Source organism: Deltaproteobacteria bacterium IMCC39524 (assembly GCA_029667085.1).
Lineage (GTDB): Bacteria > Desulfobacterota > Desulfuromonadia > Desulfuromonadales > BM103 > M0040.
Genome location: JARUHJ010000001.1, coordinates 1,155,901 through 1,174,077, shown reverse-complemented (window position 1 = coordinate 1,174,077; position 18,177 = coordinate 1,155,901). Strand labels below are relative to the sequence as shown.

Here is an 18,177-nt window from a genome sequence, read left to right as displayed (position 1 = left end):
TTGGCTTGTTTCACTCTCCGGTTAATGATTTTTTTGAGGAGTTATTATGGGTCAGACTACAGCTGAAAAGATTTTTGCTGCTCATCTTCGTGATGAGCCTTTTCCCGGGACCAAGGTGCTTGACTTGGATCGCGTGCTTTGTCACGAGATCACAACCCCAGTTGCCATTGCCGATCTGGAATGGCGGGGCAAGGACCGCGTGTACGACAACACCAAGATCAAGGCCGTCATTGATCACGTGACACCTGCCAAGGACAGCAAGACGGCTCTACAGGCCAAGATCCTGCGCGATTGGGCCCGTCGTCATGACATCAAGGATTTCTTTGACGTCGGACGCAATGGAGTATGTCACGCGCTCTTTCCTGAAAAAGGTTATATCCGCCCGGGCTTCACGGCCATTATGGGTGATTCCCACACCTGCACTCACGGTGCTTTTGGCGCTTTTGCTGCCGGTGTCGGTACGACTGACCTTGAAGTCGGCATCCTCAAAGGTGTTTGTGCTTTCCGTGAGCCGAAGACAATCCGTATCAATCTGACCGGTAATCTTCAGCCAGGAGTTTATGCCAAGGATGTGATCCTCTTTGTAATCGGCGAGCTGGGTGTCAATGGAGCGACTGACCGGGTCCTCGAGTTCCACGGACCGGTAGTAGAAGCGATGAGTATGGATGCCCGCATGACGCTTTGCAATATGGCCATTGAAGCCGGCGGAACCTGTGGGATCTGTCAGCCAGATATGGTTACGGTTGATTACCTGTGGCCTTTTATCGAAGGTGAATTCGCCAGCAAGGATGCTGCTCTCGAAGAGTACAGCCAGTGGTGTGCCGACGCTGACGCAGATTATGACAAGATCCTTGAATACGATGTGACCAGTCTGGTTCCTCACGTAACCTTCGGTTACAAACCCGATTGTGTTAAGCCGGCCAGTGAAATGTCAGAGACTAAAATTGACCAGGTTTACATCGGCACCTGCACCAATGGTCGTATTGAAGATTTGCGTCAGGCCGCGGAGGTTTTGAAGGGACGTAAAATCGCAGATTCTCTTCGTGGCATCGTGTCTCCAGCGACACCGAAAATCTTCCAGGAAGCACTGTCTGAAGGGCTTATCCAGATCTTCATGGATGCCGGTTTCTGTGTGACTAACCCGACTTGTGGTGCCTGCCTCGGTATGAGTAATGGTGTTCTGGCTGAAGGCGAAGCCTGCGCTTCGACCAGCAACCGCAACTTCAATGGCCGTATGGGCAAGGGCGGAACCGTTCACCTCATGAGCCCGGCAACGGCCGCAGCGACGGCAATAACCGGCGTGATAACGGATGCACGTTCGCTTTAAGCGCTATTCACCACGGTGAACACGAAGTTGAAATAATCTTCTGCTTCATCGTGATTAAGCCTGTTGCAAGTGACAGGGAGATTGTTCTCGATAAGGGAGTCTTAAGATGAAGAAAACATTTGGCGGTCCGACGATCGTCCTCGACCGTTCTGATATTAATACAGATGAAATTATCCCGGCCAAGTACCTGACTGAGGTTACCAAGGAGGCTCTTAAGCCTTATTGCCTGGAGGACCTTAAGCTGGAAGGGTTTGATGCCAATGGCGAGGTCTTGAAAAATGCCCGCGTGGTCGTAACCCGTGAGAACTTCGGCTGTGGCTCATCCCGTGAGCATGCGCCCTGGGTGTTTGAGGTCAATGACATCCACACGGTGATTGCCGAGAGCTATGCAAGGATCTTTCGCCAGAACATGTTCAATTGCGGTATGCTGGCAATCGAACTGCCGAAGGCAGACATCGACGCACTGATGGCTCTTGAGAAAGATGCAAAGGGTGCGGTTGATATTCAGGTGCAACTTCAGGAGCAGAAGGTGGTTGCCAAAGGCAATGGCCAGGAAAAGTCGTTTGCGTTTGAAATCAGTCTTTTTGACAAGGCTCTGGTTCAGGCCGGCGGCTGGGTTGAATACGCTGACGCGCGTTACTGAGGTTTAGACGACATACCCGTTAGCAGGATTAAGCTGTGGAGTCGTTGCTTCTTCTTTGCAAGCGGGAACAGAATTTTTTCTGTTCCCGCTTTTGTGTTTTGATATGTCGCCCTCGCAATCTGATGATTTTCATCTATAATTCAACCATTGTATTTTTCGTCAAGGGGGAAGTGCTGTGAATGAAAACATAAAAGCATTCTTGAAGAAAGACTCCGCAGTAGGTATCCTGCTCATGGGTGCCACTCTGCTGGCGATGATTTTTGCCAATACGCCTCTACACACCCTCTACGACTTCTTTCTCGAGACCCCCCTGGAAGTTCGCCTGGGACGCCAGATCCATATCGCCAAACCCCTTCTGCTCTGGATCAATGACGGCCTGATGGCCGTGTTCTTCCTCCTGATCGGTCTTGAGGTTAAACGTGAAGTTCTGGTTGGCCAACTCTCCAGTCGCGCCCAGATCATCCTCCCTGGAATAGCCGCCCTTGGTGGCATGGTTGTGCCTGCTCTTGTCTATGTTCTGATCAACCTTGGCGACTCAACTGCGCTTAACGGTTGGGCGATTCCGGCCGCTACTGATATCGCTTTTGCTCTTGGTATCCTGGCTCTGCTCGGAGATCGGGTGCCCTCTTCGCTGAAGATCTTCCTGCTCGCCCTTGCAATCATGGATGACCTGGGTGCCATTGTCATCATCGCTCTGTTCTATTCGGGTGATCTCTCCATTAGCATGATCGTCCTATCTCACATCTGTCTGCTGGTTCTTTTCGTGTTCAATCGTCTGCGAGTTGAAAGTCTCGCTCCTTACATCTGGGTCGGGGCTTTTCTCTGGATCTTTGTGCTCAAATCTGGAGTTCATGCAACCCTTGCCGGGGTCGCCCTGGCTTTTGCTATTCCTCTGCATAAAAAAGACAAGCCTGAGGAGTCTCCCCTTGAAGATCTTGAACACAGTCTGGCACCTTGGGTCAGTTTTATGATCCTGCCTGTCTTTGCTTTTGCCAACGCCGGGATTTCTCTCTCCGGTATGGAGATCTCTGATCTTTTTCATCCTGTTCCATTAGGCATTATGCTGGGGCTGATTGTCGGCAAGTTGGTCGGTGTCTATGGTTTCTCAATGGCAGCCATAAAGATGGGTTTTGCCAAGCTTCCGGAAGGGGCTGCAAATCAACACATCCTTGGGGTCGCGGCCCTATGCGGAATTGGTTTTACCATGAGTCTTTTTGTCGGCGGACTGGCTTTTGAACATACCGGTGGAGATGCGGTGGCCTATCTGTCGACGCATCGACTTGGCATTCTCACCGGTTCTCTTCTGGCCGGTCTTGCCGGGTATTTTATCCTCTCCATGCCTGTAAGAAAAGCAACGGTCTCTGAGGTTGAGAAGGTCGTTGATAAGGAACCTCCGACAGTTAAGTTGTAAGGTTGCTTCCCCGTCGTAGTTTGTGCGCATCTTGACTTTTCGAACGCTCGGTGCTAAAAGCGCAAACCTTAGGCAAACTGTTAAAACTATTCAAAATTCTTGGGCTGAATAACATACCTGCCGAGCCAACGATTGTGCTGTCTGCACGTTATGTCTGTCCAGTCTTCACCAGGGAACCTCCGGGTATTGCTTTATGAAAGTCCTGATCGTTAAAGTCAGCGCCCTTGGTGATGTTGTCCATGCTTTGCCTGTTCTGGCTTATCTGAAAAGTGCAGATCCAGATATGCAGATTGATTGGCTGGTTGAGCAATCTTTCTCCCCGTTTCTTGATGATCATCCACTGATAGACAACCTTTATCGAATCGACACCAGGGCCTGGCGCAAGTCTGGAGTGAAGGCCTCTCTTCATGGAGTGCTCTCGATCATCAGGGACGTTCGTAAGAGTCGCTACGATTGTGTGCTCGACCTGCAGGGGAATGCCAAGAGTGCCATGTTCACACTCTCCTCGGGAGCGCCGCTGCGCTTTGGCTTTGACCGGGGGGGCGTCAGGGAAAGTCTTAACTTGCTGGCGACCAACCGTAAGGTCCCGCTCAGCGCGAATGACTATCACGTGACGGATCGATCACTCGCAATCGCCAAAACGGCTTTTCCTGACGGCACTGAAATAATCAATGCCGGGCCACTTCCGGTTAGCGATGCTGCGGCCATGCAGGTGGTTCAAAAGCTGAATGCGGAAAACTTTTCCGGTTCACCGTTGGTTGTTCTGCATTATGGTACAACCTGGGTGACCAAACACTGGCCATTGATCTCATGGCAAGCTTTGGCTAACAAGCTGATCGATGAGCTTGGAATCAAGCCTGTCCTTACCTGGGGCAATGACCAGGAACTTTCTGCCGTGCAGAGCATTCAGCGGGCTTGCAACAACAGGGCTCTTGTCTGGCCCCGGGGTAGCCTGAAAGACTTGACTGCATTATTGGCCAGAGCTGACCTGGTCGTTGGCAGTGATACCGGGCCGATTCATATTGCGGCTGCGGTCGGCACCTCGACGCTGTCGATCTTCCGAGTGACTGATCCCAAGCGCAATGCACCGCGAGGCAGCAACCACAGCCATGTCTCGACAGCGATGGATTGTTCTGCGTGTCTTCGTAAAACCTGCGAGCTTGATACAGAGTGCGGTTTAAGTATTCCGGTCGACACCGTCTTCGCAATGATCAAAACTCATCTCTCATAACAGCGCATTGACTTCTCGCCTATGACTGTGAGTTTCGAGCTCCTCGAAGACCGGTCTTCAGAATCAAAGTCTTTTGCCTGGAGAATCTTGACTTTTGTCGTTTTCGATGTTAAAAGCGCGAGGCTTAATTAACTCATTAATCTCTATTGGAGGATATTATGGAACGCACATTCGCAATCATCAAGCCCGATGCATTCGCAGCCGGTAACGCTGGCAAAATTCTCGCCCGTATTTATGCAGAAGGTTTCAAGGTCGTTGGCATCAAGAAGCTCTATATGAGCAAGGTCGAGGCTGAAGGTTTTTACTATGTCCACAAGGAACGTCCTTTCTTCGGCGAATTGACCGACTTTATGAGCAGTGGCCCCTGTGTTGTCATGACTCTTGAAGCCGAAGGTGCGATCCTCAAATGGCGTGATCTGATGGGGGCAACTAACCCGGCTGAAGCTGCAGAAGGCACAATGCGCAAGGAGTTCGGTACCAGCATTGGCGAGAATGCAACTCATGGTTCCGATGCCCCTGAAACCGCAGCGTTCGAAATCCCTTATTTCTTCTCGGGCCTGGAGCTTCTTTAAGCTCTGCCAACGAGGAAAGACTTGAGTCACCAGGAGCCCTTCGGTACAATCCGAGGGGCTTCGTTTTTTTGCAGTCAAGTATTGAGGTGCCTCTTGAGAAACTTGCCCGAACCCTTTCTCGTTATAAATTATGTTGAACAGGTTTTACTCCTTGAATGAAATGCCAGAAAATGATCAACGTGTTGATCTTAAAGACTTGAGCCCAGACGCGCTTGTCGAATTTTTGTCGGGAATGGGTAAGGAAAAGTTCCGGGCCGTGCAGATCTTGCGTTGGATCTATCAGCGCAATGTTACAGATTTCTCCGCGATGACCGATCTGGCCAAAGATTTCCGTGAGGACCTTGCCCGCCGTGCGACTATTTCGACCTTCTCCGAGGAGGCTGTCGAGGTCAGCACGGATGGCACACGCAAGTTTCTTTTTCGCCTGGATGACGGCAAGAGCGTGGAAACCGTCCTGATCCCTATGGAAGGTGACCGCAACACCTTGTGTATCTCCACCCAGGTTGGCTGTGCCATGCAGTGCTCTTTCTGTCTCACCGGAACTTTTGGTTTGGAGAGAAACTTGAGCGCCGGCGAAATTGTCAATCAGGTTTGTGCTGTACGCAAGGACTTCACTGTCAACAATATTGTCCTGATGGGGATGGGAGAGCCGCTTCATAACCTTGACAATGTCGTCACGGCACTGGAAATCCTTTACGCCCCGACCGGTTTTGATTACGGTACTCGCAGGATAACGCTCTCTACCTGCGGGCTGGTTCCGGAAATGCTTGAACTTGGTCGTCGTATCAAGGTTGGTCTCGCCGTCTCTCTTAATGCGACGACGGACGAAGTCCGTGATCAGTTGATGCCGGTCAATCGACGCTATCCGTTAGCGGAACTGATGAAGGCCTGTCGTCAATTCCCGTTGCCCCCCCATCAACGGATCACCTTTGAATATATCCTGATCCGTGGAGTCAACGACAGCCAGGCGGATGCCAGGCGACTGGTCAAGCTGCTTCATGGGATCAAAGGCAAAGTGAACCTGATCCCATTCAATGAGCATGCTGGCTCAGAATTTAAAGCGCCGGACGAGCAGGCGATTCGCAGCTTCCAAACCTATCTTCTGGACCGACAAATTGTCGCCATTCGCAGGGCAGGCAAGGGACAGGATATCTCGGCCGCCTGTGGCCAGCTCAAAGGGAAGCTTGAAGGACAGCCGTAAGCGATAAGCTTTAAGCTGTAAGAAAAAACTCAAGACTGTTGACAAGGTGGTCTTTGCAGGCTCAGACTTTTGCAGCTTACAGCTTACAGCTTACAGCTTACAGCTTACAGCTTACAGCTTGAATTAACTTTGGAGGATAGAACCATGCAACAGATGACAATTGGCGTAATCGGAGGCAGCGGTCTTTACGAAATCGAAGGGCTTACAAATATCGAAGAGGTTCGACTCGAGACTCCTTTTGGTGAGCCGAGCGATGCCTTTATCACCGGGATGCTCGGTGATGTGAAGATGGTCTTCTTGCCACGGCACGGGCGTGGACATCGGTTCCTGCCTTCGGAAGTCCCTTATCGCGCAAATATTTATGGCATGAAAAAACTCGGTGTGCAGAGGATTATCTCTGTCTCCGCCGTTGGCAGTATGAAAGAAGAGATCGTGCCCGGGCACATCGTGATCCCGGATCAATTCTTCGATCGGACCCAGGGCAAACGCGCATCAACCTTTTTCGGCAAGGGTGTCACCGGGCACGTTCAGTTTGCCGACCCGGTCTGCCCTGAGTTATGCGACGTGCTGGTGGAAGCCGGGCAGCGTGCCGGCGCGACGGTACATAAGGGGGGGACTTACGTCTGTATCGAAGGGCCCAACTTCTCTACGCGTGCCGAGTCGAAAATTTATCGTTCCTGGGGTGTCGATATCATCGGCATGACCAATATCCCTGAGGCACGGCTGGCACGTGAGGCTGAAATTTGCTACGGCACCGTCGCCCTGGCAACGGATTACGACTGCTGGTACGAAGGTCACGATGACGTGACTGTCGAGGCTGTTCTGGCCATTATTAAGCAGAACGTTGCCATGGCGCGTAATATCATTAAAGAAGCCGTCTCTTCCCTCGCCTCTGATGCCGGCTGTTCCTGCGGAGACTCACTGCAGTTTGCTATTATGACTGATCCTGCAACGATCCCGGAACAAACCCGCAATAATCTTGACTTGCTCCTCGGCAAATATCTTGATTAGAGGCGATGACGAGCATTGCTAAAAGTTGTTAGATTTGCTTAAATGATAAATTACTGTTATTTCAGACAAAATGATCATGAAAGGCTCTCATGGATATTCTAGTTATCGGTTCTGTTGCTTTTGATAGTGTTGAAACCCCTTTTGGCCGTGGTGATGACGTCCTCGGTGGCTCAGCGACTTATTTTTCGACCTCCGCCAGTTTCTTTACCGGTGTTCAGTTGGTTGCGGTTGTTGGCGATGACTTCCCGGAAGAGCCTAAAGAGTTCCTCAGCTCTCGAGGTGTTGATCTTGCCGGACTGCAGACCCGTCCGGGCGAGACGTTCCGTTGGAAGGGACGTTACGGTTATGACCTGAATGAGGCGCAAACACTGGAGACCCACCTTAACGTATTTGAAACATTCCACCCGCAGTTGCCGGAATCTTATCGCAAGGCGGAATATGTCTTTCTCGCCAATATTGATCCTGAATTACAACTTGAAGTGCTGAACCAGGTTGAGCGGCCCAAGCTGATTGCCTGTGACACGATGAACTTCTGGATAGAAGGCAAACGTCAAGCGCTGGTCCGCACTCTCGGCCACGTTGATATCCTTGTGATTAATGAAGCAGAGGTTCGCCAGTTGGCTGATGAAGCCAACCTGGTCAAGGCGTCCCGTGCGGTTTTGGCGATGGGGCCGAAAACCCTGGTTGTAAAACGTGGTGAGTATGGTGTTCTGGTTTTCACCGAACACTCGATTTTTTCTGCGCCGGCGTATCCTCTTGAAGAAGTCTTTGACCCAACCGGAGCAGGTGATACCTTTGCTGGCGGTTTTATGGGCTATTTGGCTGCGACCAACAACCTCTCCGACGAAACGATTCGTAAGGCAACGGTGTTTGGCAGTGTTATGGCTTCTTTTACCGTTGAAGATTTCAGCCTGAATCGATTGCGAAAGCTGAATTGGTCAGAGGTCGAGGATCGTTTTCGTCGTTTTCAGACCCTGACCGCCTTCGAAGGCTTGTAAAAATTGGAACATGCCTGACGGCGTAACGCTAGAACAACTGAACAGGCCTATCCTTAAAGGCTTAACCGTTTCAAATGCACTCTTGTGCTCCGGGCTCATTTAGAGGACTCAGGGCGAAGGCAGGAGGTTTAGATGTTTACATGGGATAAATCGATTCATGCAATCAACCTTCCCGCCAGTAAAGTTGTCGCTCTCTTCCGGTCCATGCGTGAGGTGCAGCTGGCTTTGCCGGGTGTTCCGGCACAGCAAGCCAGTGCCTACCTCTGTCAATATCAGGCTGAGGCCGGTGTTGGTACTGTTGCTGTCTTTCATCTACACAAAAGTCACTTGCTGGCCTTCTACGTCAGCGATCCGCAATTTGTTCCAGAACAAAATGTCGATAAACTATTGGATCAGGGACTGAACCTGGTTGAGTCGATGGGTTTTCTGATGACAGATCAGGATCTCCACCTGCTTGATGAGGCTGATCAGGAAATGCTTTGGGCCTCCTTGCCCCTTAAGTCCGGTTTGTCTCAGCAAGAGGAGGTCGCTCCGGCGGCAACTCCTCATAAGCAGGCCGCACCGCGCCCTGTCGAACCGGTCCAGACGGTCAAGTCAGCACCTTCTCCAGAAAAAAAGGCGTCCTCGGCCAACCAAGCCAGCAATGGTTTGGAGGTTAAGAAGACTCCTGCCCAAAGTGACAATGTTCCTCCGCACGTTGCTCAGGAACCGGAGTCCACTGAGAATGTGGATGACCTTTTGGCAGCAGTCGAGGCGATGCGTGCCAAGCGGCCAAGTCTGCGTGCGCGCAAGACTCCGCCGTCGCCAGAAGAGATGAATCGCCGACGGCTCAAGTTAAGAGAAACCGTGGGTCGTATCCTTGCCTCACTCTAGAGGTGTTATTTGAGAGGTCTATGCTATGCAATCCCGTCTGATTTGGTTTCTGTTACTCTTTTTTGCCGCTTCTCTGGCCGCCTGTGTCCCGGTAGAAGATAGGCAGGAGGTCGGTAAAAAGTCGGAATACCATTATATGCTCGGCGTCTCTTCACTGAATGAACAGAATCCGACCGGCGCCCTTAAAGAATTTCTCGAGGCAGAAAAATACGACAACAAAGATCCTGAGATTCAGGATGGCCTGGCTTGGGCTTACTGGCAGAAGCAGGCCCATGAACTCGCGGAAAAGCACTTTCTGAGAGCCATTGAACTGAGCGACAATGATCCCAAGTATTATAACAACGTGGCCTCACTTTATCTTTCGATGAAGCGCTATGACGATGCCATTAAAGCCTTTCGTAAGGCTGCGGACAATTTGCTCTTCGACCGCCCTGAGGTGGCTTGGACCGGAATCGGCATGGCCAACTACGAGAAGCAGGATTATGCGGCTGCTCAACGTGCTTATCTCAAAGCGCTCGAGCTCAATTCTCGCTATTATCCGGCGTCATATCGTTTAGGCGAACTCTATTACAACCAGGATCGTCCTGCTGAAGCCCTCGATATGTTCACCCGTACAGTGGAACTGGCTCCAGGATACACGGATGCTTATTACTGGCAGGGTCTGCTTCACATGAAGCTGAAGGATGCCGATAAGGCCAGAACCTCTTTCCGAGAGGTGATTCGCCTGGATCCACAGAGTGATTCCGCCCGATTAGCCACCAAATACCTGAAAATAATCGACGAATGATGACAAATCCTGCACAAAACCTGGGCAAGGAACTGCAGTCTAAACGCGAACAGCTTGGTTATTCTCTCAAGGATGTCGCAGAGCATACCCGCATTCGAAAAGTTTACCTGGAAAGTATGGAGCAGGGCCAGTTCGAAGCCCTTCCGGGACAAGCTTATGTCACAGGTTTTGTCAGGGTTTATGCCCGCCACCTTGGTCTTGACAGCGATGATCTTTTGGCCCGTCTGAATGCTCCTCAGGAAGGCGATCAGGCGCAATTGCCAGATTCCAGTCCTGATAACAAAGCTGCAGAGACGCCTGAAGCTCAACCTCCATCTGGTCGTGGCTGGGGTGCCTTTGTTCTGGGCTTTGTTGTTGTTCTTGCTCTTGGTTCTCTGTTCTATTTTATGCCGATCTTACTTGACTCCGGAGCCCCTCTCAAAAGCTCTGCTGATGAACTTGTCAAACCCAAGCAAACGTCTCTGCCACAACAGGTTGAAGGGGTCCTGGTTACAAAGGCTGTTACAGAAGAAACGCCTGAATCAGTCTCCTTGCCGACAGTCCCTCCTGAAGGTTCTGTTCTCAGAATGCTTGCTTTGACTGAAAGCTCGCTTATAATCTACCTGGATGGTCACGAACCGCGTGAATATAAATTGAACGCCGGCCTGGAGCAGAGTTGGGAGGTCGAGAAGTCAATTCGGGTTAAACTGGCCCACCCTGGCGCCGCTCAATTCTGGCTCGGTCGCCAGGAACTGAAACTGGGAGCTCTGGACGATTTTTCACTGAGCACTGCCCCGGGAGAGTAACGCCTCAATGATCCTCACCTGTCCTTCATGCCAGGCACGTTACCGCATCGACCCGACGGCTTCCAAAGCAAAGGTTGCCAAGGTGAAATGTCCTGATTGCGGGCACACTTTTGAAGTCTCCCTTGTTGAAGAAACACCCCTGCAAAACGAGCCCCCCTCTCCGGTGCGACCTGTTGTCCTGATTGTTGATGATGCGCGCTTTTTCCGCGAGATGATAAAGGATATTCTTTCTGAACTTCCTGTGGAACTTGATGTTGCAGCCGATGGTCATGAAGCCTGGCAGAAAATCACCGATTCCAAGCCTCAGTTGGTGTTGCTCGATCTAAACATCCCCGGTAAGAACGGCAAGGAGATTCTGCAATCGTTGCAAAAGGACGCACAACTCGATTCGGTTAAAGTTCTCGCAATGAGCGGTGTTGAGCGTGGAGAAGAAACCGCTTCCGAGGTCCGACTCATCGGTGCCGTAGATTTTATCAGTAAATCCTTTAAACCCCGTGAATTGCAAAAACGTGTCCGCGACCTCTTGGCCCTTTAGTCCCGGAGATCCGGGTGCCCGCCTCGGTGCTGAAGTGCGTCGATTGACCAAGGTCGATAACTTCGATTTAGCTGTCGTACTTGGCTCGGGCTGGAATGAAACCGCCGCGCTGGGCGAAACTCTCGGTGTTTTTGATTATTCAGACTGGCCTTGCTTCCCCTGCGGACAAATTGCCGGGCACGCAGGCCAGTTGATCGCTGTTCGATACTCATCCTGGAACATTCTGTTCTTCTCCGGCCGCTTTCATTGTTATCAGGGGTTGAGTGCCTTTGAGGCCTCTTTCCCGGTAAGGCTTGCGTCGTCTCTTGGTTGCCCTCGCATTCTCCTGACTTGTGCCACCGGAGGGATCAATCCGGACTATCGTCCCGGTGACTTCATGCTGGTCGAGGACCACCTGAACCTGCTTGGCGATAATCCCCTGCGCGGGATTTCAGGAAAAACTTTTGTCGATATGGTCGATGCTTATCAGTCAGACGTTTACGTGAAGCTTCTGGAGGGTGACTGCAGCACGATGAAGCTCCATCGTGGTGTGTTAGTGGCTCTGTCCGGCCCCTCCTATGAAACAGCTGCCGAGGTCCGTTTTCTCTCTACCATGGGCGCTGATGTGGTCTCAATGTCTACGGTCCCCGAAGTCATTATGGCTCGCTATCTTGGTATTCAGGTCGCCGCCGTCGCTTTTGTCAGTAATTTTGCCGCAGGCTTATCCAGCATTGCCTTATCTCATGAGGACGTCCTCGACTGTGGTGCCGAACACTCGTTTCTTTTCCCTCTTCTTATTCGCAACTTTGTCGATGCCTGGCAAACTGTTTCTGACCCAAGATAAAATAGTAACAACACCTTTATTTTTTTGTAACCTACTGAAATAAAAGAATATTCTTTTATTTTTTTCGGCTGTCTTGTGCTTGACAGGGTGATGCCTCATGTTAGACTTTTCACAAATCATTCAAGAGTAGAGGACATTTTGGGCGAAGTCATAAAACGTATACTGATCGTTGATGATGAAGAAAATACCCGGATTGGTTTGTCCAAGCTGTTGGCCCAGGAAGGGTTTGAAGTAGGCAGTGCTGCGGACGGCAACGAGGCCCTTGATTATCTGGGGCAACAGAAGGTTAATCTTGTTATCAGCGATATCAATATGCCGGAAATGGATGGTCTGGTGTTTCTGCGGGAACTCAGCCGTAAGTTCCCGAGTACCAGTGTTATAATGATCACGGCTTACGGAGGTGTGGAGTCGTATCTCGAAGCGATGAACCTAGGCGCTTACGAATATCTACATAAGCCGGTGCGACTCGATGAGTTGCGATCGGTGATGAAAAAGATTTTCAATGGTGGGTCAATAGCACGGGTGTCCTGAAACCATGAGGAGGTTACCATGCATTTCAAAACCATTCTTTTTGCCACCGATTTCTCAGAAGGTTCGGACTTTGCTTTTCAATCGGCTCTATCCTTGGCACGTAAGTTCGACAGTAAATTGATTGTTGTTCATATTATCAATGAACCTGTTGATCTGCGTGGCTTTTATGTCCCGCATATCTCGTTTGACAAGCTGGAAGAAGAGATTGAGCAGGGCGCTGAAAAGCTGATGGAGAAATTCTGCCGCACCCATATGGGCGATTTCGCTCATTTCGAATCTTTTGTCTTCCCCGGCATTCCTTACGATGAAATCATCAAGAAGGCCGTTGAGTTCAGTGCCGATCTGATCGTGCTGGGAACGCACGGTCGTACGGGTCTCGATCATGTCCTGTTTGGCAGCACTGCGGAGAAGGTTGTCAGGAAATCTCCGGTTCCGGTCATGACTATACGTATAAAGGAATGACCTTTACAGGTCTGACTGATTTGAAAAAGGCAGCGGAAACGCTGCCTTTTCTTGTTGTGGCAATGGCTATGAACTTGTCAAAGAGGTCCGCTACGGGTATTCTAGCCGCTCCAAAGTGAACTGATAAGGGAAACACAAAGTATGAGCGAAAAACTTCTTGTTGTTGATGACGAACGGATGATCCTTGAACTGACGTCTATGGTTCTGACCAGTCGAGGTTTCGATGTCTCTGTTGTTGATAACGCTCTTGATGCTTACGAGATGATAGAGCGCGAGCAGCCAGCATTGGTTCTGCTCGATTACATGATGCCAAAAGTGAATGGTCTCGATGCTCTGAAGGTGATTCGTGAGCGTTTCCCTGAGACTTATGTGATCATGTTCACCGGCAAGGGCAGCGAGGAAGTCGCTGTCGAGCTGATGAAGTCTGGCGCCTCAGACTATGTCCTTAAGCCGTTCAGTAACGCCAAACTGGTTGAGCGCATTGAGAACGTTCTGCGAGTTCGTTCAATTGAAATCCATAACAAGGCACTGATTCAGGAGCAGGAGCGGCTTCTGGATGAAATTGAGAGTTGGAATCGTACCCTTGAGGAGCGCGTCGAACAGAAGACGGTAGAACTTGAAATGGCCCACCACGAAGTGTTGCTGACCGAGAAACTGGCAGCTCTGGGACATCTCTCTGCCGGGATGGCCCACGAGATTCGCAACCCTCTGAATTCAATCAGTCTGTTTGCCCAGGTGATGTCATCCGGTCTGGACGAAGAGCCTGAGATGAAATCCTACGCGGAGAAGATCTTCAACGAGGTGGAGCGGATCGATGCGATCCTGGTTAAACTCCTTTCGACCAGTAAACGCTCACACTTCCAGTTGCGGACCATTTATATCGATCGTGTCATCACAGCAAGCTTGCAACCATTTCTTGAACAGATGAATGTCCAGGGAGTTGCCCTGCAAACTGAGCTGGGGGAAAAGACCCCTTCCATTCTCGCGGATGCCGATGAACTCGGACAGATATTTTCCAATCTTTTCGCTAATGCTCTCTTCGAAATGAAGGAGGGCGGAACCCTCTCCGTGCGCCTTGAAAGTGACGATAAAGAAGCGTTGATCACTGTTTCTGATACCGGCGGGGGCATCCCCGAAGAACACCTGCATAATATCTTCGACCCTTTCTTTACGACCAAGGATCGCGGCACCGGCTTTGGCCTTTCTGTGGTCTTGCGCATTGTCAAAACTTATGCCGGCCGTATTAACGTTGAAAGTAACTCTCAAGGTACGAGCTTCCAGATCTGGTTGCCCCTGGCATGATCTCTCTAACGAACAAGGGGACATCATAATGGCGCTGTTGTTGCGTGATCTGACTCTTGATGTCTCGGATGATGAGCAGAAGCTTCCCCTTGTGGCTGCAGATTTCCTGGGGGTTGATGTCAAGATTCTGAGGCACCTCAAAATCGTCAGGCGCTCCATAGATGCCCGTAAAAAGAGCCGCATCCTCAAAGTCTATACGATCGAATTCTCCTGCCCAAATGAAGCTGATCTGGTCGACAGGGTCGCCAGCAATCGACTGGAGCAATTGCCTGAGAGAACCGAGACTGTCCAACCCAGGGTTAAGGCCAAGCATCATGCGCTGGTAGTTGGCATGGGACCTGCGGGGCTGTTTGCAGCCAAGAGGCTTGCTGAATGCGGAGTTTCCGTCACGCTCATTGATCGTGGCAGACCTGTAGAGCAGAGGATTAAAGACGTTGAGAGCTTTTGGGCTTCCGCTCAATTTGATGCCGTCAGTAATGTTCAGTTTGGCGAGGGTGGGGCAGGGACCTTTTCCGATGGCAAGTTGACCACACGCTTGAACCATCCTCAACGGCTGTCGGTCTTGCAGGCCTTGGTCGATTGCGGTGCTCCTGAAGATATTCTTATCGAAGCCCGCCCACATGTTGGTACCGATCGCTTGCGCAAGGTTGTCATCAATTTCCGAGAGCACCTGATCACCCTCGGTGTCACTGTCCTCTTCGAGAAATGTCTCATCGATCTTGACGTTCATCAGGGTCGGGTCGTCGGAGCCGTTTTTAATGGTGGAGAAACCCTTGCTTGTGATTCCCTGGTTCTTGCCCCCGGGCATAGCGCGCGTGATACCTACCTGATGCTGGATCGCAATGCTGTTCAACTTGAGGCCAAAGGCTTTGCCGTTGGCGTGCGTGTGGAACATCCCGCTGAATTGATCAACCAGATACAGTATGGTGCCTTTGCTGAGCGCTTGCCGGCTGCAGATTATGCGCTGCGTTACAATGACGACGAAAGCGGTCGGGGGGTCTACTCCTTCTGCATGTGTCCCGGCGGTGAGGTGATCAACGCCGCCTCCGAGGTCGATGGCCTGGTGGTGAATGGCATGAGTCGGATGGCGCGTAAGGGGGAATATTCCAACAGCGCATTGGTGGTGACCGTGGGGCCACAGGACTGGGGTGGAGAAAAGCTCGGGGGGATGCATTTCCAGCAGGAATGGGAGCGTAAGGCCTTTACCGTAGGCGGCGCTGGCTTCCTGGCTCCTGCACAGAACATGATGAGCTTTGTTGGTCAGGGGCAGGGAGCCCTGAGTTCAAGTTGTCGTCCGGGTGTTGTTGAGTCAGAACTGCGTGAAGTTCTGCCCGATTTCGTGTATTCTGGACTTCGTAAGGCGTTGCCGCATTTTAATCGCAAGATGAAAGGCTTCATGACCTCGGAAGCCGTGCTGATCGGTGTGGAAACCAGAACCTCTGCACCGCTCAGGATTCCCCGTAACGACCGGGGCGAGTCTGTGAGCCATCCGGGTCTTTACCCTACCGGTGAAGGGGCAGGCTATGCAGGAGGAATCATGAGTGCCGCGTTGGATGGTTTGCGTGCTGCCGATCAGGTGGTTGAATCGATACTTTAATGGTTCGAGCTGCAAAGCTAAGCCAGATCAAAGCAGGACCAGTTAAACCATTTATTAACGCAAAGACGCTAAGAAAAGCCAAGAAAGACGCTAAGGATGATATTCTCGCTTTTTGAAGTGGTTTTCTTTGCGGGCTTTCTCTAACCTTCGTGCCTTTGCGTTAATCCTTCGTTTGGGTTATAGAGCCAAAACAGATAAGCACTACGGATAAAAAAGCGGGAGTTATTTTTTGAAAAAAGTTTTTGTCAAAGATATTCAGGAGCGGGACCTGGTTTCGTCACCTTTCCTGGTCCGGGACAAGATCATCGGTATGGCCAAGAATGGCCGTCCCTATATGACCCTCAAGCTGATGGATTGTTCCGGTGAAGTCGAGGGCCGTATCTGGGATCGTGTTGATGAAATTTCGGCACGTTTCGAAAAAGACGATTTTGTTCAGGTCTCGGGCAAGGCCAGCGTATATATGGGTAAGATGCAGCTTGTTGTTCAGGAGTTGGACAGGGTTGAAGAGTCTTCCATCGAACTCGCTGATTTTTTGCCTGTCTCACGGCGTTCAGTTGCCGAGATGGTCGATGAGTTGAGCGAGCTTGTCGAAGCCCTGACCGACCCGGACTTGAAAAGGCTGATGCGGGCGTTTCTGGCTGATCAAGCCTTTATGGCTGGTTATATGCGTGCGCCGGCTGCCAAAGCAATGCATCATGTCTACCTGGGCGGTCTGCTCGAACATTCGTTGGCGGTTGCTGCCCTGGCGAATGACATCAGCCAGCGTTATCCTGAGATCAACCGTGACCTGCTGGTCGTTGGTGCTCTCCTGCATGATGTTGGCAAGGTGGTTGAATTGCGTTACCAACGCTCCTTCGAGTACACGGACGCAGGGAAACTGCTGGGGCACATCATGATCGGCGTCGAGCTGGTTGAGGAGAAGTTGCGCTCTCTACACGACTTTCCACAGGAGTTGGCAATTCACCTGAAACATCTTTTGCTCTCACATCACGGTCAATATGAATACGGTTCTCCAAAACGACCGAAAACCATGGAAGCTGTGATCCTAAACTTCATCGATGATCTGGACTCCAAAATTAATGGAGTGCAAACTCACATTGCCCGAGAGCCGGACAGTGAATCCTCATGGACTCAGTATCACCGCTTGTATGATCGTTACTTCTTCAAGGGAACATTGTCAACGCCAGTAGCTGAGCCCGGAGAAACTTTGCCCGTAGAAAAATCAACCAAGGCTGTTGATTCAACAGAGACGTCTGGCTACAGTCAACCCCGAGCAAAATTCAGTAATACCCTGGGCGATCAACTCAAGGCTAAGAAACTCGACCTGACAGGGGCCGAAGGACAGGATAATAAAGATGGCTGAAGGACTTCTTGTGCATCAACTGAGTGTTGGCCCATTACAGGTCAACTGTTTCGTGGTCGCGTGTCAGAAAACCCGTGAGGCCATGGTGATTGACCCGGGCGGAGAGTGCCCTCAAATTCTGCAGCTTGCTGAAAGCAATGGCTATCAAGTCAAACAGATTGTCAATACTCACGGACACTTTGATCATATCGGCGCCAATCAACAGGTGAAGGACGCAACCGGCGCCGTTCTGATGATGCATGAAGCTGATCTCCCCTTATTACAGAACGCCAGGAATCATGCCCAGGCTTACGGTCTGACTGTGTCCCCGTCCCCGGATCCCGACAAGTTTCTGAATGAAGGTGATGTCTTCTCGGTCGGTGAGCAGTCCTTCTCCGTTTTTCATGTGCCCGGGCATTCCCCTGGCAGTCTCTGCCTTTTAAGTGACGGACACCTTTTCGTTGGTGATGTCCTCTTTGCCGGTTCTATTGGCCGGACCGATCTTCCCGGAGGCGATTTTGATGCCCTGGTTGAAGGGGTGCGAGAAAAGCTCTTCAGGCTGCCCGCAGAAACCATCGTACACCCGGGCCATGGGTCCGACACCACGATCGGTCGCGAGAAGCAGATGAATCCTTTTGTTGGTGATGGGGCGTGATCTGAAAGTTTAAAAGCGTAACGCAAAGACGCAAAGGTGAAAAGCATGCCGCAAAGAAAATCTTTCCTTGGCTAAGGTGTTTTCCCTTTGC

At 51.0% G+C, this 18,177-nt stretch carries 19 protein-coding genes; all 19 read left to right on the top strand.

Annotated elements, in window-relative coordinates:
- Positions 1-46: 46 nt before the first annotated feature.
- The 19 genes from P9J64_05425 (at position 47) to P9J64_05335 (ending at position 18,086) form a co-directional block, all read left to right on the top strand.
- Positions 47-1,327: a 3-isopropylmalate dehydratase large subunit gene (locus tag P9J64_05425; GenBank protein ID MDG5467763.1), complete on the top strand. Its 1,281-nt coding sequence runs from the start codon at positions 47-49 to the stop codon at positions 1,325-1,327.
- A gap of 106 nt (positions 1,328-1,433) precedes the next feature.
- Positions 1,434-1,970: a 3-isopropylmalate dehydratase small subunit gene (locus P9J64_05420; GenBank protein MDG5467762.1), complete on the top strand. Its 537-nt coding sequence runs from the start codon at positions 1,434-1,436 to the stop codon at positions 1,968-1,970.
- Positions 1,971-2,145: 175 nt separating this feature from the next.
- Complete coding sequence (gene nhaA / locus P9J64_05415; protein MDG5467761.1) at positions 2,146-3,381, top strand: Na+/H+ antiporter NhaA; 1,236 nt, start codon at positions 2,146-2,148, stop codon at positions 3,379-3,381.
- Positions 3,382-3,574: 193 nt separating this feature from the next.
- The gene (waaC, locus tag P9J64_05410) at positions 3,575-4,612 is read left to right on the top strand and encodes a lipopolysaccharide heptosyltransferase I (protein ID MDG5467760.1); all 1,038 of its coding nucleotides are present in this window, start codon (positions 3,575-3,577) and stop codon (positions 4,610-4,612) included.
- A gap of 158 nt (positions 4,613-4,770) precedes the next feature.
- The gene (gene ndk, locus P9J64_05405; protein ID MDG5467759.1) at positions 4,771-5,184 is read left to right on the top strand and encodes a nucleoside-diphosphate kinase; all 414 of its coding nucleotides are present in this window, start codon (positions 4,771-4,773) and stop codon (positions 5,182-5,184) included.
- A 160-nt stretch (positions 5,185-5,344) separates the two neighbouring features.
- Complete coding sequence (gene rlmN / locus P9J64_05400; GenBank protein ID MDG5467758.1) at positions 5,345-6,385, top strand: 23S rRNA (adenine(2503)-C(2))-methyltransferase RlmN; 1,041 nt, start codon at positions 5,345-5,347, stop codon at positions 6,383-6,385.
- Positions 6,386-6,529: 144 nt separating this feature from the next.
- The gene (mtnP, locus tag P9J64_05395; GenBank protein MDG5467757.1) at positions 6,530-7,396 is read left to right on the top strand and encodes an S-methyl-5'-thioadenosine phosphorylase; all 867 of its coding nucleotides are present in this window, start codon (positions 6,530-6,532) and stop codon (positions 7,394-7,396) included.
- Positions 7,397-7,485: 89 nt separating this feature from the next.
- Positions 7,486-8,394, top strand: coding sequence for a PfkB family carbohydrate kinase (locus tag P9J64_05390; protein MDG5467756.1), 909 nt, complete (start codon positions 7,486-7,488; stop codon positions 8,392-8,394).
- Between the two features lie 132 nt (positions 8,395-8,526).
- Complete coding sequence (locus P9J64_05385; GenBank protein MDG5467755.1) at positions 8,527-9,267, top strand: hypothetical protein; 741 nt, start codon at positions 8,527-8,529, stop codon at positions 9,265-9,267.
- 25 nt (positions 9,268-9,292) lie between these two features.
- Positions 9,293-10,054 carry a tetratricopeptide repeat protein gene (locus tag P9J64_05380; protein ID MDG5467754.1) on the top strand — a complete coding sequence of 254 codons (762 nt, stop codon included), beginning with the start codon at positions 9,293-9,295 and terminating at the stop codon, positions 10,052-10,054.
- Positions 10,051-10,839: a helix-turn-helix domain-containing protein gene (locus P9J64_05375; protein MDG5467753.1), complete on the top strand. Its 789-nt coding sequence runs from the start codon at positions 10,051-10,053 to the stop codon at positions 10,837-10,839. Before P9J64_05380 ends, P9J64_05375 begins: the two co-directional genes overlap by 4 nt.
- Before the next feature lie 7 nt (positions 10,840-10,846).
- Positions 10,847-11,374, top strand: coding sequence for a response regulator (locus P9J64_05370; GenBank protein ID MDG5467752.1), 528 nt, complete (start codon positions 10,847-10,849; stop codon positions 11,372-11,374).
- Positions 11,349-12,197, top strand: coding sequence for a purine-nucleoside phosphorylase (locus tag P9J64_05365; protein MDG5467751.1), 849 nt, complete (start codon positions 11,349-11,351; stop codon positions 12,195-12,197). The genes P9J64_05370 and P9J64_05365 overlap by 26 nt, the downstream gene beginning before the upstream one ends.
- A 138-nt stretch (positions 12,198-12,335) precedes the next feature.
- On the top strand, positions 12,336-12,728 hold the full coding sequence (locus tag P9J64_05360) for a response regulator (protein ID MDG5467750.1): 393 nt from the start codon (positions 12,336-12,338) through the stop codon (positions 12,726-12,728).
- A gap of 18 nt (positions 12,729-12,746) precedes the next feature.
- Positions 12,747-13,190, top strand: a complete 444-nt coding sequence (locus P9J64_05355) for a universal stress protein (protein ID MDG5467749.1) — start codon at positions 12,747-12,749, stop codon at positions 13,188-13,190.
- Between the two features lie 141 nt (positions 13,191-13,331).
- Positions 13,332-14,492, top strand: a complete 1,161-nt coding sequence (locus tag P9J64_05350) for a response regulator (GenBank protein MDG5467748.1) — start codon at positions 13,332-13,334, stop codon at positions 14,490-14,492.
- 28 nt (positions 14,493-14,520) lie between these two features.
- Positions 14,521-16,089: an FAD-dependent oxidoreductase gene (locus tag P9J64_05345; GenBank protein ID MDG5467747.1), complete on the top strand. Its 1,569-nt coding sequence runs from the start codon at positions 14,521-14,523 to the stop codon at positions 16,087-16,089.
- Positions 16,090-16,318: 229 nt separating this feature from the next.
- Positions 16,319-17,452 carry an HD domain-containing protein gene (locus tag P9J64_05340; protein ID MDG5467746.1) on the top strand — a complete coding sequence of 378 codons (1,134 nt, stop codon included), beginning with the start codon at positions 16,319-16,321 and terminating at the stop codon, positions 17,450-17,452.
- Entirely contained in the window at positions 17,445-18,086 is a 642-nt protein-coding gene (locus P9J64_05335) for an MBL fold metallo-hydrolase (protein MDG5467745.1), read from the top strand. The genes P9J64_05340 and P9J64_05335 overlap by 8 nt, the downstream gene beginning before the upstream one ends.
- Positions 18,087-18,177: the final 91 nt, after the last annotated feature.

Coding starts and splice junctions, on each gene's coding strand:
- P9J64_05420 (MDG5467762.1), top strand. CDS start 1,434: ATGAAGAAAACATTTGGCGGTCCGACGATCGTCCTCGACCGTTCTGAT.
- P9J64_05385 (MDG5467755.1), top strand. CDS start 8,527: ATGTTTACATGGGATAAATCGATTCATGCAATCAACCTTCCCGCCAGT.
- P9J64_05345 (MDG5467747.1), top strand. CDS start 14,521: ATGGCGCTGTTGTTGCGTGATCTGACTCTTGATGTCTCGGATGATGAG.
- P9J64_05375 (MDG5467753.1), top strand. CDS start 10,051: ATGATGACAAATCCTGCACAAAACCTGGGCAAGGAACTGCAGTCTAAA.
- P9J64_05370 (MDG5467752.1), top strand. CDS start 10,847: ATGATCCTCACCTGTCCTTCATGCCAGGCACGTTACCGCATCGACCCG.
- P9J64_05390 (MDG5467756.1), top strand. CDS start 7,486: ATGGATATTCTAGTTATCGGTTCTGTTGCTTTTGATAGTGTTGAAACC.
- waaC (MDG5467760.1), top strand. CDS start 3,575: ATGAAAGTCCTGATCGTTAAAGTCAGCGCCCTTGGTGATGTTGTCCAT.
- P9J64_05350 (MDG5467748.1), top strand. CDS start 13,332: ATGAGCGAAAAACTTCTTGTTGTTGATGACGAACGGATGATCCTTGAA.
- ndk (MDG5467759.1), top strand. CDS start 4,771: ATGGAACGCACATTCGCAATCATCAAGCCCGATGCATTCGCAGCCGGT.
- rlmN (MDG5467758.1), top strand. CDS start 5,345: ATGCCAGAAAATGATCAACGTGTTGATCTTAAAGACTTGAGCCCAGAC.
- mtnP (MDG5467757.1), top strand. CDS start 6,530: ATGCAACAGATGACAATTGGCGTAATCGGAGGCAGCGGTCTTTACGAA.
- P9J64_05355 (MDG5467749.1), top strand. CDS start 12,747: ATGCATTTCAAAACCATTCTTTTTGCCACCGATTTCTCAGAAGGTTCG.
- P9J64_05335 (MDG5467745.1), top strand. CDS start 17,445: ATGGCTGAAGGACTTCTTGTGCATCAACTGAGTGTTGGCCCATTACAG.
- P9J64_05380 (MDG5467754.1), top strand. CDS start 9,293: ATGCAATCCCGTCTGATTTGGTTTCTGTTACTCTTTTTTGCCGCTTCT.
- P9J64_05425 (MDG5467763.1), top strand. CDS start 47: ATGGGTCAGACTACAGCTGAAAAGATTTTTGCTGCTCATCTTCGTGAT.